Origin of the sequence: Acidithiobacillus sp. (assembly GCF_023256195.1) — a bacterium.
GTDB lineage: Bacteria > Pseudomonadota > Gammaproteobacteria > Acidithiobacillales > Acidithiobacillaceae > Acidithiobacillus_A.
The window spans coordinates 1-13,035 of record NZ_JAGDWX010000003.1; the positions used below are offsets into that span (position 1 = coordinate 1).

11 protein-coding genes are annotated in these 13,035 nt (G+C 64.3%); 6 read left to right on the plus strand and 5 right to left on the minus strand.

The features are described from left to right. The 4 genes from Q0C23_RS00110 to Q0C23_RS00125 all read right to left on the minus strand — a co-directional run. A partial coding sequence (locus Q0C23_RS00110; RefSeq protein WP_291510348.1) for a hypothetical protein occupies positions 1–198 on the minus strand: 198 nt, incomplete at its 3' end. Positions 199–455: 257 nt separating this feature from the next. Further along, positions 456–797 carry a DUF2173 family protein gene (locus Q0C23_RS00115; RefSeq protein WP_291510349.1) on the minus strand — a complete coding sequence of 114 codons (342 nt, stop codon included), beginning with the start codon at positions 795–797 and terminating at the stop codon, positions 456–458. A 176-nt stretch (positions 798–973) separates the two neighbouring features. Continuing rightward, entirely contained in the window at positions 974–1,471 is a 498-nt protein-coding gene (gene tpx / locus Q0C23_RS00120; RefSeq protein ID WP_291510350.1) for a thiol peroxidase, read from the minus strand. Between the two features lie 125 nt (positions 1,472–1,596). After that, positions 1,597–4,083 (minus strand): penicillin-binding protein 1A, encoded by a 2,487-nt coding sequence (locus tag Q0C23_RS00125; protein ID WP_291510351.1) that lies wholly within the window; start codon positions 4,081–4,083, stop codon positions 1,597–1,599. A 78-nt stretch (positions 4,084–4,161) separates the two neighbouring features. On the opposite strand from Q0C23_RS00125, the gene gltX reads away from it, so the two are divergent. After that, positions 4,162–5,589, plus strand: coding sequence for a glutamate--tRNA ligase (gene gltX / locus Q0C23_RS00130; RefSeq protein WP_291510352.1), 1,428 nt, complete (start codon positions 4,162–4,164; stop codon positions 5,587–5,589). Between the two features lie 24 nt (positions 5,590–5,613). Continuing rightward, positions 5,614–7,029 (plus strand): cysteine--tRNA ligase, encoded by a 1,416-nt coding sequence (cysS, locus tag Q0C23_RS00135; RefSeq protein ID WP_291510353.1) that lies wholly within the window; start codon positions 5,614–5,616, stop codon positions 7,027–7,029. Positions 7,030–7,159: 130 nt separating this feature from the next. Here the strand turns inward: cysS and Q0C23_RS00140 are convergent, their stop codons facing one another. Next, on the minus strand, positions 7,160–9,514 hold the full coding sequence (locus tag Q0C23_RS00140) for an Rne/Rng family ribonuclease (RefSeq protein ID WP_291510354.1): 2,355 nt from the start codon (positions 9,512–9,514) through the stop codon (positions 7,160–7,162). Positions 9,515–9,695: 181 nt separating this feature from the next. Between Q0C23_RS00140 and rluC the strand changes: the two genes are divergently transcribed. The 4 genes from rluC to Q0C23_RS00160 all read left to right on the plus strand — a co-directional run. Next, positions 9,696–10,649 carry a 23S rRNA pseudouridine(955/2504/2580) synthase RluC gene (gene rluC, locus Q0C23_RS00145; RefSeq protein WP_291510355.1) on the plus strand — a complete coding sequence of 318 codons (954 nt, stop codon included), beginning with the start codon at positions 9,696–9,698 and terminating at the stop codon, positions 10,647–10,649. Beyond that, positions 10,646–11,317 (plus strand): HAD-IA family hydrolase, encoded by a 672-nt coding sequence (locus Q0C23_RS00150; protein WP_291510356.1) that lies wholly within the window; start codon positions 10,646–10,648, stop codon positions 11,315–11,317. Before rluC ends, Q0C23_RS00150 begins: the two co-directional genes overlap by 4 nt. 259 nt (positions 11,318–11,576) lie before the next feature. Further along, the gene (locus Q0C23_RS00155) at positions 11,577–12,380 is read left to right on the plus strand and encodes a molybdenum ABC transporter permease (protein ID WP_291510357.1); all 804 of its coding nucleotides are present in this window, start codon (positions 11,577–11,579) and stop codon (positions 12,378–12,380) included. Continuing rightward, the coding region (locus Q0C23_RS00160; protein ID WP_291510358.1) for an ABC transporter ATP-binding protein at positions 12,380–13,035 on the plus strand (656 nt) is incomplete at its 3' end. The genes Q0C23_RS00155 and Q0C23_RS00160, both read left to right, overlap by 1 nt.

The window sequence follows — 13,035 nt, forward strand, 5'->3', positions numbered from 1 at the left end:
CAATGTCATCGTCCCGGTGACGGTACCGCCAGCATCGTCGAGCAGTTGCGGCGTCTCTTTGGCCGAGTACTTCGTTTTCAACTTGACCTCAGGGATATTCCCATCGGGCGCGTTCGTCTCACCGACCGGAAGCCCAATAACGCAAGGGTTCGTGATTGGCCAGGGAACGGCCTTCCGCCCCTCGGAAACCATATTCAATGGCAGAGTGCTACTTCAGGGGTCGGCTAGCCGTAACAGTTCGGGAGGTACCACGGGATTCCCGAACGCTCTGGGCGCTGGTCTACCTTTGGGTGGCCCGGCGGCGTGGAGAACCACGGTGGTTCAATAAGCTCGCGCCATTAACTCCGCGGGTTGAAAACGACTTGCCCGGCATCACTCCAGTGGTGCCGGGCATTCTCTCTTGTCCCCAAAATCACTATGGTTTTTGTGCAATCAATAAGACATCAACTACGATCTCAGTGGTTGTGTGCCACTTCACCCAGTACCTTGAAAACCTGGTTGAAGTCAGCCTTGGCGGTCTCGACGAAGACGCCCACGTGGCCCATGGTGCAGACGGTGTAGTCCCCTGCGGAAACGGCAAAGCCGTGGAAGGGCGCCCAGTGCATCTGGCTGTGCTTGCTGAAGTTTTCGGCCTGCATCTTGCCCATCATGGTGTTGGCAGCGCACATCATGGCGACCATGTGCGCGGTCTCGTCGTCGATGTGGCCTTCCTTGGCCAGCATCTTGCCGTCGGCACTGAAATGTCCGGCAGCCACAGCACCGGCCAGTTGCATAACTTTGTTGAGATCAGCAGACATAAATACCTCCTGGTATAAAAACAATGAAGAGACAACAAGTTATGTCGGATACACCCGACGTCCTGAGAATCGCTTATTTAGGAAATCAGGTCAATCTGTTGGATGGGTGCGCGGGCGCACACCGAAGCGTGTGTGCGCCCCAATAGCCTGCCGCGGTCAGTCAGCGCTATGTGCGCTCAGTGGGGCAGGTGGGCGAGGGCTGCGTCGTAGTCCGGCTCGTCTTCGATCCGGGCGACCATCTCGCTGTGCACGATCTTGCCCTGGGGATCGAGAACGATGACGGCGCGAGCCAGCAGGCCCCGGAGCGGTCCATCAGCGATGGCTACACCATAGTCCTCACCGAATTCGGGATGGCGAAAGCAGGACAGGGTGTGTACCCGCTCCAGACCTTCGGCACCACAGAAGCGCTGCTGGGCAAAAGGGAGGTCGGCGGAGATGCAGAGCACGCTGCAATCCGGGAGCTTGGCGGCGAGCTCGTTGAAGCGGCGCACCGAAGCAGCGCAGGTGGGGGTGTCGATGCTGGGAAAGATGTTCAATACGCGCCAGCCGCTGAAACTGTCGAGGCTTTTATCCTCCAGTTTGGCATTGGTGAGGGTGGCCGCCTTGGCCGTACTGCCGGCCTCGGGAAAATGACCTTTGAGGGGAACCGCTTGACCGTTGAGTGTGGGTTGCATCGCTCGGACTCCTTGGGCAGCACTGTGGAAACCGTCGACCATCCTAACGAGAGGCGGCCGACGCGGTCAAAGCACGGAGGGCATCCTATGTTTTCCCGGGTGCTTCCGATACGGCGTATGCCGTCTCAAAAGAGATTTTTTATGGTCTCGATGAGTTTGCTGCCCGAATCGGTTCCGTCGCCCGCCGCACTCTCGCTGGAGGCCGTTGCGGCCACGGGGGGATAGGCGGCAAGGTAGTCGGCGACACCCACCGGGTTCGCGCTGCTCTCCGTCGGGCCGGCGACATCGGGCGGCCGGAAAAAGCCACCTTGGGGCCGGGTCGAGATGGCCGTGCGCATGTAGTGGATCCAGATAGGCAGCGCCTCGCGCGCGCCCGCCGCCCAACGTCCCAGGCTGCGGTTGTCGTCGTAGCCCACCCAGACCGTGGTGGTGACTTTGGGGGTGTAGCCGTTGAACCAGGCATTGGTCTCGTGGTTGGTGGTACCGGTCTTGCCGGCAATGTCGTTGCGCCCAAGACTCTGGGCGGCGACCCCGGTGCCGATCTTGATCACCTGCTGCATCATCTCGGTCATGAGGTAGGCCACACCCGGCGGAATGGCCGTTTGGTCTGGTGGCGGCGCGTAGCCCAGAGGGCAATCGAGCAGGGAAATCTGGGTGCCACTGGAATTGACGATCTTGCGGATGAGGTAGGGCTTGGGCAGAAAGCCGCCGCTGGAGAACACGGCATAACCGCGGGCCATCTGCAGGGGCGTGTAGTCACCGGAGCCCAGCACCATGGATGGCACCGTGGGAATCTGCTTGGCCGGGAATCCGAAGCGCTGCACGTATTGGGCGGCGTAGGGTATGCCGATGTCCATGAGAATGCGGACGCTGGGCACATTGTGGGAGTAGGCAAGGTTGGCCCAGACCGGGATGGGGGTGTTGGAAAATTTGTTGCTGTAGTTGGTGGGCGTGTAGACCTGGCCATTGGGCAGGGTGATGGACAGGGGTGTGTCGGGAATGAGGCTCTGGGGCGTAAGGTAGTGGTCGTGACCCGCCGCGAGCAGCGCTGGTGCGTCCATGGCTGCGGCGTAGACAAAGGGCTTGAAACCGGATCCCGGCTGCCGGTAGGCAAAGATGGCTCGGTTGAAGTGGCTGAGCTCGTAACTGAAGCCACCCACCAGGGCCGATATGGCACCGGTGCGACTGTCGAGGCTGACCAGAGCCCCCTGTACCTGAGGTATCTGGGTCAGCTGCCAGCCGGCATTGGGGCCTGGAGAGGACCAGACATTGGCTCCCCATTCCTGGCCGGCACCGGCGGTTTGCGCTTCAACGTAGGGGCGCAACCAGATGAGGTCGCCGGGATGGAGCACGGCATCCACGGTGCGCGGCTTGGGTGCACCGTAGCGCGGCCGCGCCCAGCTGACATCCTTGAGGGTCAGGGTCACCGTTTTCTTGCCTTCCAGGGAGACCTGGGCCTGCTGGGCGTTGCTACTTTCCACCACACCCCAGCGCAGATTGGCCGGATCCCGGGCGGGTAGCATGCTGGGTCGCTTGCCCTTGAGGGCATCCTGGAGGGCGCTACCGGAGAGGGTGGCGATGGGGCCGCGGTAGGCTTTGGGGTCGAGGCTGGACAGACCCATGTCGTAGTTCTCGAGGCCGACGGCGACAGCGCGGTTGGCAGCCTCCTGGTCCTGGGGCACGATGGTGGTGTAGACCTTGAGCCCGGAGCGGAAGGTGAAATCGCTGCCGAACTGCTGACTCAGCCAGTCGGCGATCCACTCGGTGACGTAGGGCGCGGAATTGCTGGCGGTGACGTGGTACTGCGAGAGTATGGGTTCCGCCTCGGCTTTCTGTAGCTGGGCACGGTCGATATAGCCGCGGATCTCCATGCGCTTGAGCACATAGGCTCGACGTTTCTTGGCCAGCTCCGGGTTGACCACCGGATTCAGGTAGGAGGGTGCGGGGGGCAGTCCGGCGATGGTGGCCATCTCGCCCAGGGTGAGCTGGTCGACGTTCTTGCCGTAATAGGTGCGCGCCGCCGCCTGTACACCGTAAGCGCCCTGTCCGAGATAGATCTTGTTGAGGTAGAGCTCGAGGATCTGCTTGCGACTGAAATGCTGGGCCAGCTTGTAGGCGAGGAGGATCTCGGCCACCTTGCGGGTGATGGTCTTCTGTGGCGTGAGATAGAAGTTGCGGGCTACCTGCTCGGGGATGGTGCTGGCACCCTGTACCGGGGCCATGTGGATGAGGTCGACCCAGGCAGCGCGCAGGATGCCGGGGAAACTGACCGGGTAGTAGAGGGGGTTGTCGCTGTAAAAACGGGAGTTTTCGGCGGCGATGAAGGCCTCTTGCAGTTTGACGGGGATGCGGTCCAGGGGCAGGGCGAAGCGGGTCTGCGGTCCGACGATCTGCAACAGCGAACCGTCGGCGGCGTAGATGCGCAGCGGCTCATCCGGTCGCCACTCCTTCAATTCGTGGACTGGCGGCAGCGTCTGCCAGATACGGTACACGTAGATCCCCGCCCCGATGAAGATATTGGCGAGGATGAGCAAAATGATGATGACTACCCAACGACCGATATGACGCTTGGGTTTTTGCTGGCGCGCAGCAGGCGTTCTGGCCTTGGCCATGTTTCTCCCTTGGTATCACTGCCTCATCGCGCTCTGCTGCGCGTTGCCGAGGACCCTCCAGCCGCCTATGATACCACGATGATTCAGAAGAGTCGCTTTGCCCCCAGCCCTACCGGATACCTACACCTTGGCAATGCGCGCACGGCGCTCTTCGCGTGGCTGGCGGCGCGCCACGATGGCGGGAGTTTTGTGCTGCGCATCGAGGACACGGACCGTGAGCGCTCGCCGCGCCAGTACGAAGATGCCCTGTTGGAGGATCTGCGCTGGCTGGGCCTCGACTGGGACGAGGGACCGGACTGCGGGGGCGCCCACGGCCCCTATCGGCAGATGGAGCGGCAAGCCATCTATGGCGAGCTCTACCAGCGGCTGCTGGACTCAGGGCTCGCTTATCCCTGCTACTGCACGCCGGAGATGCTGGCGGCGGAGCGGGAACAGCAAAGAGCGGCGGGTCGGGCGCCGCGCTATTCCGGGCGTTGCCGGGATCTGGACGCCTCCGCGCGGGCGGATATGGAAGCGCAGGGTCTGCGGCCCAGTCTGCGCTTTCGGGTGGCGACGACGGGGCGCTTGCGGGTGGCAGACCTCATCTGGGGTGAACGGGAATACGCGCTGGCAGACCTCGGAGATTTCGTCATCCGGCGCAGCGACGGTTCGCCGGCCTTCTTCTTTGCCAATGCCGTGGACGATGCCCTCATGGGGGTGGATCTGGTGCTGCGCGGTGAGGATCACCTCAGCAACACGCCGCGCCAGATCCTGATCCTACAGGCTCTGGGCCTGACACCGCCGCGCTATGGGCATCTGCCCCTGCTGCTGGGGCGCGACGCTCAGCCACTGTCCAAACGTCACGGTGCCGCCAGTCTGCGAGATCTGCGGGAGGCGGGTTTCTTGCCACAGGCGCTGCGCAACTATCTGGCGCGCCTCGGCCACCATTACGCCGAGGAGGACGGCAGGCTCCTCGACGATACGGAGTTACGGCAGAGGTTTCGCCTGGAAGGCATCGGCCGTGCTCCGGCACACTTCGATCTCGAGCAACTGGAGCATTGGCAGGCGCAGGCCGTGCAGTCCATGACCACCGAGCAGCTTGCAGCCTGGTTGGCAGCGGAGCTGGCGGAGCTGGCGGAGCCCGAGGATCGTCGCGCTTTTGTGGAGCTGATTCGGCCCAACATCCATTTTCCGGCGCAGGTCCGTGACTGGCTGCAGCGCTTGCTGCACGATCCGGAACCCGACCCCGAGGCCCTGAGGGTACTCCGGGAGACGCCGGAGGAGTTCTGGGCAGCGGCAGCGCACAGTTTCAGCGCCCAAGCTGAGGATTGGAAGGCCTGGGTCGCGGCGCTGCAAGAGGCCAGCGGACGTCGTGGTCGCGCGCTCTTTCAGCCCCTGCGAGCTGCTCTCACCGGGCGCCTGCACGGCCCGGAGCTTGCGGGCTGGTGCGCGCTGATGGGGTCGGAGCGCTGTCGCCAGCGCCTGGCGCAGGCGGGCCGCTGGGCACAGTCGTCGGCACCGATCTGAGTTTTTGGTTTTTTGAGGTCCGCCATGAGCGAGAGTCTGCCCCCCATCCACATCCACGACAGCATGGAACGGCGCAAGCTGCCCCTGAGTCTTGCGCAGGCGGGCAAGGTCGGCCTCTATGTCTGTGGCATGACGGTCTACGATTACTGCCACCTGGGTCACGCCCGGGTCATGGTGACCTTTGACACCGTGGTGCGCTATCTGCGCGCCCGCGGTCTGGATGTGACCTATGTCCGCAATATCACGGACATCGACGACAAGATCATCCGCCGGGCAGCGGAGCGGGGCGAGGCCTTGGATACCCTCACGCAGCGTTTCATCGCGGCCATGCACGAGGACGAAACGGCCCTGGGCTGCATCCCACCGACCCTGGAGCCGCGGGCCACTCAGCATATCGGGCAAATGCTGGCACTCATCGAAACCCTGGTGCAACGCGGCCACGCCTATGCGCCCGGTAACGGCGATGTCTATTATGCGGTGCGCAGTTTTCCTGCATATGGCCGCCTCTCGGGCCGCAGTCTGGAGGAGCTGCGCAGTGGTGCGCGTGTGGAACCCGGCGAAGACAAACGCGATCCCCTGGACTTTGCCCTGTGGAAGGCGGCCAAGCCCGGCGAACCTGCCTGGGATTCGCCCTGGGGGCGCGGGCGACCGGGCTGGCACATCGAGTGCTCGGCCATGTCTCAGGAGGCCCTGGGCTGTCGTTTCGACATCCACGGCGGTGGCGCCGACCTCCAGTTTCCCCACCACGAGAACGAGATCGCACAGTCCCAGGGGGCGGGATGTGCCTTTGCCCAGCACTGGATGCACAACGGCTTTGTCCGCATCGACGAGGAAAAGATGTCCAAGTCCTTGGGCAACTTCCGGCTGGTGCGGGATCTGCTGCCGGTCTATGGTGGCGAGGTGCTGCGCTTCTTCATACTGAACAGCCACTATCGCAGCCCATTGAACTTCAGCGAGAAGGTTCTGGAGCAGGCCCGCTCGGGACTCACGCGGCTGTACACCGCCCTGCGGGATCTGCCCGAGGGCGAGGCTGCTGCTCTGCCTGAGGCATCCTGGAGCGTGGATTTTCATCGCGCCATGGCGGATGACTTCAACACGCCCGAGGCGCTGGCGGTGTTGTTCGACCTTGCTCGCGAGGTCAATCGCCGCCGCGACGCCGGCGAGGCTTTTTTGGCGCAGGCCAGGCTTCTGCAAGACCTCGGGGCAGTGCTGGGCATCCTGCAGCAGAATCCGGAGGATTTTTTGCGCGGGGATGCGGAGGGTGTGGATGTGGAATGGGTGGAGGCCTGTATCGCTGCCCGGGCTGCTGCGCGACGGGATCGCAATTTTACCGAAGCCGACCGCCTGCGTCGGGAGCTGGAGGGTCGCGGTATCCTTCTGGAGGACGGACCGGGGGGTACGACCTGGCGTCAGACGGGAGGCACCACCGGGGCCGTGTGACGGCCCACGGCAGTGGCCGCACCCGTTCAGGGGCGACGCGCTGAACCCGGCCGTCCGCCGACGGCGGGACGATTGCAGGCAGCGTGGCAAACGGTCCAGCCGGGGGCTGGGTGCCCGCCGGGCTCGTTTCTCAGGTCTGCGAACCCGGAGTTGCGGCACCGTCCTCGGAAAGCTCCCCGCCGCCTTCGACGGATGGCTCCAGCAGCTCCCGCTGTTCGCCCGCGCCGGATTGTATCCTCGGAGCCGCATCCATGGGACTTTCGGGAGCGTGGTCTGCCGCTGTCTCTATCAAAGCATGTGTCTGCGCGAGAGGGATGCTGGCCGGCGCGGCAGCACCATTGACAGCGGCGGCAGGGATCATCATCTGGTGCCAGTCGTCGGCCCGAGGGATCTGGGTGTCGGGATAGCGCAGGGCCTCCTCCACCGGAGTCTCCGGGTCATGGGTGGGTTTCACGGGCTCAGCGGCATCTTTCGGTCGCCGTTTCTGTTGCGGTTCCGCATCCACATGCGGTGTCGTCGCTGTGTCCAGCAGGGCCTCGTCCGTCGCCTCGTCGTCCTTGTCCGGACCCGCTTCCTGACCGCTCTGACGCCGTGCCCGGGCCCGCCGTCCACCGCGGCGCCGGCGCCGGCCACTGCGCCCGGAGTTGGCGGTATCCTCGGCCGACCGGGTTTCCTCATCGCCGCCAGCGGATTCCGCAACGGCGGGCGTCGCCTCTTCGCCCAAGGCACGGGCGAGGAAGCTCTGGGCATCCATGGGCTCGTAGCGCGACACCAGGGCGCGCACGAAACGGGCGAGAATACCCTCGCTGGGGGAGGGTGCTGTCTTGGCCGGGGATTTTTCCTTGGACGCCTGGCTTTGCTGCAGAGGCTTGGGGGGTGGCAATACACTGGGAGGTGGCGGTGCCGTCAGGGGATTGAGGGCAGCCTGGGCCGATGCGTTTTGAGCCCGGGCCGGACGATTGGGCAGATCACGCAAGGGCCGGCCGGCGTTGGTCCGCTCGTTGTGGGCCGGCGTTGCTTCGGCCTTGATCCGCTGGATGTCGTAATGTGGGGTGAGCAGGGAAGGATCGGGCACGATGGTGATCCGAGTATTGCTCTTGGCCTCCAGCTCCAGCAGGGGTAGCCGTTTTTCGTTGAGCAGATAGACGGCGACGTCTATGGGCACCTTGCACTCCACCTCGGCCGCGCCCGCCTTGAGCGCCTCTTCGTGCAGGAGGCGCAGCACGTGCAGGGCTGTGCCCTCGCAGCCACGGATCTGACCGGTGCCGCTGCAGCGCGGGCAGGGCTCGTAGGAGGCCTCTTCCAGGCTGGCGCCAAGACGCTGACGGGACATCTCCAGTAGACCAAAGCGGGAGATGCGCCCCACCTGCACCCGGGCGCGATCCAGTTTGAGGGCCTCCTTGAGCCGGGCTTCCACCTCGCGCTGGTGTTTGGGCGATTCCATATCGATGAGGTCGACGACGATGAGCCCGCCCAGATCGCGCAGACGGATCTGCCGGGCGACCTCCTCGGCGGCCTCGAGATTGGTCTGGAAGGCCGTTTCGGAAATGTCCTGCCCTTTGGTGGACTTGCCGGAATTGACGTCGATGGCCACCAGGGCCTCGGTGTGATCGATGACGATGGCACCGCCCGACTCGAGGCGCACCTCGCGGCTGAAGGCCGACTCGATCTGCTGCTCGATCTGGTAGCGGCTGAAGAGGGGGATGTCGTTGTCGTAGAGCTTCAGGCGGTTCAATACCTTGGGCATCATGGCCGTCATGAACTGCTGGGCCGCCTGGAAGGCACTCTCTTCGTCGATGAGGATCTCACCGATGTCCTCGGAGAAGTGATCGCGCAGGGCGCGCACCACGACATTGCCTTCCTGATAGATGAGGAAGGGTGCAGGCGCCTTGTCCGCCGCCTCGACGATGGCCTGCCAGATCTGTTTGAGGTATTCCAGATCCCGCTGCAGGGCCTCGAAATCCTGGCCGATGCCAGCGGTACGGGCGATGACGCCCATGTTGTCGGGAATGTCCAGCATCTGCAGATGCTGGCGGATCTGGGTGCGGTCTTCACCCTCGATGCGGCGCGACACACCCCCCGCCCGCGGGTTGTTGGGCATGAGCACGAGATAGCGACCGGCAAGGCTGACGAAGGTGGTGAGGGCGGCGCCTTTGCTGGAGCGCTCTTCCTTGTCCACCTGAACGATGACCTCCTGGCCCTCGCGCAGCAGATCCTGGATGCGTTTGCGCCCCGGCTGTTCGGGCTGGCTGAAATACTCCCGCGAGATTTCCTTGAGGGGCAGGAAGCCGTGCCGCTCGGCCCCGTAGTCGACGAAGGCCGCTTCGAGGCTGGGCTCGATGCGGGTGATACGCCCTTTGTAGACGTTGCTTTTTTTCTGTTCCTTGAAGGTGTGTTCGATGTCGAGATCGAGGAGTTTTTGGCCATCGACAAGGGCCACCCGCAACTCCTCAGGATGGGTGGCATTGATCAGCATGCGTTTCATTATGTTCTCTCTTCTCCCGCGCTCGACCCCGTCCCGGGGGAGCGCAGCGTGTATGTATGGGATCGACGGGTGGCCCGACGATGACGACGAGGAGACGGTGCACTCTCACTGCACGGCATCCCGTGTCGAAATATATGTCATAAGAGAATAGAATCGCAAACGCGCGGGGCAGGAGGCAGGTATGGTAGACAATGGCGTGCGCCATTGGCAGGTGACGGCGGAGGAAGCGGGGCAGCGGCTGGACAATTTCCTGCTGCGGGTGCTGAAGGGCGTGCCGCGCTCCCACATCTACAAGATCCTGCGCAGCGGCGAGGTGCGCGTCAACAAGGGGCGAGCGCGTCCGCACTACCATCTGAACCTGGGCGACGTGTTACGCCTGCCGCCGGTACGCAGTGCCGATCCCGCCGCGATTCCGCGGGTCTCGGAGCAGCTCGCCGTGGATCTGCGCGAGCGGGTGCTCTACGAGGACGACCGGGTGCTGGTGCTGGACAAGCCTGCGGGTCTGGCGGTACACGGCGGTTCCGGCATTCGTTTTGGGGTGATCGAGGCGCTGCGGCAATTGCGCCCGGATCTGCGGGAGCTGGAGCTGGTCCATCGCCTGGATCGGGATACTTCGGGCTGTCTGCTCCTGAGCAAGCGCCGTTCGGCCCTGCGCAGCCTGCACCAGGCCCTGCGCGAGGAAGCCGTGGCCAAGCGTTATCTGGCGCTGGTGGGGGGGCGCTGGCGTGAGGCCGAGCGGGTCGTGCAGTTGCCCTTGCGCAAGAACACTCTGCAGTCGGGCGAGCGCGTCGTACGGGTGGACCATGCCCAGGGCAAGGCCGCCCAGACCCGCTTCTATCGGGAGGAGGATCTGGGGCAGGGAACCCTGCTGCGGGCCGAACTGGATACGGGCCGAACGCACCAGATCCGTGTGCACCTGCAGGCCATCGGACACCCCATCGCCGGCGATCCCAAATACGGGGACGAGCCCTTCAATGAGGCCATGCGCGCGCTGGGTCTGCGGCGTCTCTTTTTGCACGCGGCCTTGCTGGCCTTCCCCCATCCTCGCGATGAGCGGATCATCCGGGTGGAGGCGCCGCTGCCTGCCGATCTCCAGGCGCTTTTGGAGCGGCTGCGCGCGGGGGCCAAACCGTGAGTGTTGCGCCCTGCGATCGTCCGGACCTCCTGGTTTTCGACTGGGATGGCACGCTCATGGATAGTATCGCCCTGATCTGCCGCTGTCTGGAGGCGGCTTTCGCCTACGCCGGACTGCCCGGTCGCAGTGAGGCAGACTATCGGAGCATCATCGGTCTCGGTCTGAACGACGCGCTGGCGCGTCTGGCGCCCGAGGCCGATGCAACGGCACGCGAGCGTATCCTGGAGGGCTACCGGCGCTGCTATTTTGCTGCAGATCCCGAGGATACCCCTCTGTTTCCAGGCGTCGAAGACAGCCTGAGGTCCCTGCGGGAGGCAGGTTTCACCCTGGCGGTGGCCACCGGCAAGGCGCGCCGCGGCCTGGATCGCGCCCTCGCCGCCCATCCCTCCCTCGGGTCCCTGTTTGCAGTGACGCGCTGCGCCGACGAGACCCGCTCCAAGCCTCATCCGCAGATGCTTCAAGAGATTCTTGCAGCCACCGGCACCGCCGCTGGGGCGGCCTGGATGATCGGTGATACCGTTCACGATGTGGCCATGGCGCGGGCGGCGGGAGTGGCTGCCCTGGGGGTCTCCTGCGGCGTGGACGATGTCGCTACCCTCATGCGGGAAGGGGCTTTCGCCGTGCTCTCCGGACCGACAGAGCTGCCGCGCTTTCTCCAAGCGCTGTGAGGCTCGGCGGCGGGCGGCCTGCAATCGTCATTGACAGTCATTGACAGAGGCCTGTGGGAAAGTGATCATTTTTGTATATGCATGAACATAGCGCTCCCCTCAAGCTTGGCCGTTTGACCTGGCAATGTTCACGGCTGCTGCCCGAAACCAAGGTGTTGATCCGTTTACGCCTGGAACCGCTGTATTGGCGCTATTTGCCGGTAGGAATGGGGAGTGATGCGGGCTGCAGCGGCGGATCGAGCAGAACGGTGCGCTTGGCGTGAGCGAGACGAGGGCGGCGCAAGGCCTATCGCTAGGCCTCCCCGATGGCGCTGGACGCCTTCCCCTCGCCTTGCTCAGCACCTTGGTCCTGCTGTTCATCCTCGCGCCCTTTTCCGCCTTGGTCTTCATGACGGATTGGCGCCATTTCCACTTCGTTGTGGGGGATCTTCACGCCGCCCGGGTTTCCTTCCTCTACAGCACGGTGGCTGTGGCCGTCGTGGTGGCCTTGGGTACGCCGCTGGCCTGGTGGTTGGCGCATCGCCGCTCCCGCTGGTGGCTGGATGCTCTGGTGTTGATGCCGCTGCTCACACCCCCCCTGGCCCTGGGCATTCTCCTCGCGTCTTTCTACGGCCCGTACTCCAGCCTCGGCATGCAGCTTTCCCATCTGGGCCTGCAACTGTCCAATTCCGTGCCCGCCTTCATTCTGGCGCAGATCTACGGAGCCATACCCTATTTCGTCCTCGCCGCACGTGCCGCCTTCGAGGCGGTGCCGAAAGAGCTGGAAGACATCAGCCGCAGTCTGGGGCGCAATGCCTGGCATACCTTCTGGCGCGTCAGCCTGCCCCTGGCACGATTGGGTCTTGCGGCCGGCATCGCGCTGGCCTGGGTTCGGGCCATGGGGGAGTTTGGTATCGTCCTCATCGTCGCCTATTTCCCTCAAGGGATTCCGGTGAAACTCTGGGTGAACCTTCAGGACATCGGCCTGGAGGCGGTCTATCCCTTGCTCTGGTTCTTCTTTCTCGTGGCCATACCGGTGCCGCTCTTTCTCGGCCTGTACTCCCGCCGTCGTGCGTTCGGCTGATGGTGGATATCCATTACCGCCTGACGCAACCCATCGCCCTGGAAATATCTCTGCGGGTCGAGGGCTTCACCGTGCTGCTGGGTCTCTCCGGTGCGGGCAAAAGCAGTCTTCTACGCGCCATCGCCGGACTCCTGCCGGCGCAGGGTGAGCCCTACGAAGGCTTGCCGGCCCACCGCCGGCGAGTGGGCTACCTGCCTCAGGGCTACGCGCTCTTTCCGCACCTGCGTGCTTGGGAGAACGTGGCCTATCCGCTGCCGCGGCGTGGCGCGCGACAGCGGGCCATGGAGCTCTTGGAGCGGGTCGGCCTGTCGGCCCTGGCGCAGCGCTACCCGGCGGAGCTTTCGGGTGGCCAGAAGCAGCGCGTGGCCCTGGCACGGGCCATGGCCCGTGGTCCGGAGATCCTGCTGCTGGACGAGCCCACCTCGGCCCTGGACGTGCCGACCCGAGACGAGATCCTGGCGGAGCTGCTGCGCGAGGTGCGGGATTTTGCCGTGCCGGTGCTTGCGGTCAGCCACGACCCTCAGCTGTGCTGGTATGCCGATCGGGTAGCGGTGCTGGCGGCTGGACGGATAGCCCAGGAGGGGCCGGCGCAGGAAGTGATGGAGACCCCGAACAGCGCGGAGGTCGGTCGTTTCTTCGGTTATGTCGAGATCGG

What these genes read in the sequence shown, in the direction of transcription:
- rluC (WP_291510355.1), top strand. Translation starts at nt 9,696, where the DNA reads ATGGTAGACAATGGCGTGCGCCATTGGCAGGTGACGGCGGAGGAAGCG.
- Q0C23_RS00125 (WP_291510351.1), bottom strand. Translation starts at nt 4,083, where the DNA reads ATGGCCAAGGCCAGAACGCCTGCTGCGCGCCAGCAAAAACCCAAGCGT.
- Q0C23_RS00140 (WP_291510354.1), bottom strand. Translation starts at nt 9,514, where the DNA reads ATGAAACGCATGCTGATCAATGCCACCCATCCTGAGGAGTTGCGGGTG.
- cysS (WP_291510353.1), top strand. Translation starts at nt 5,614, where the DNA reads ATGAGCGAGAGTCTGCCCCCCATCCACATCCACGACAGCATGGAACGG.
- Q0C23_RS00115 (WP_291510349.1), bottom strand. Translation starts at nt 797, where the DNA reads ATGTCTGCTGATCTCAACAAAGTTATGCAACTGGCCGGTGCTGTGGCT.
- tpx (WP_291510350.1), bottom strand. Translation starts at nt 1,471, where the DNA reads ATGCAACCCACACTCAACGGTCAAGCGGTTCCCCTCAAAGGTCATTTT.
- gltX (WP_291510352.1), top strand. Translation starts at nt 4,162, where the DNA reads ATGATTCAGAAGAGTCGCTTTGCCCCCAGCCCTACCGGATACCTACAC.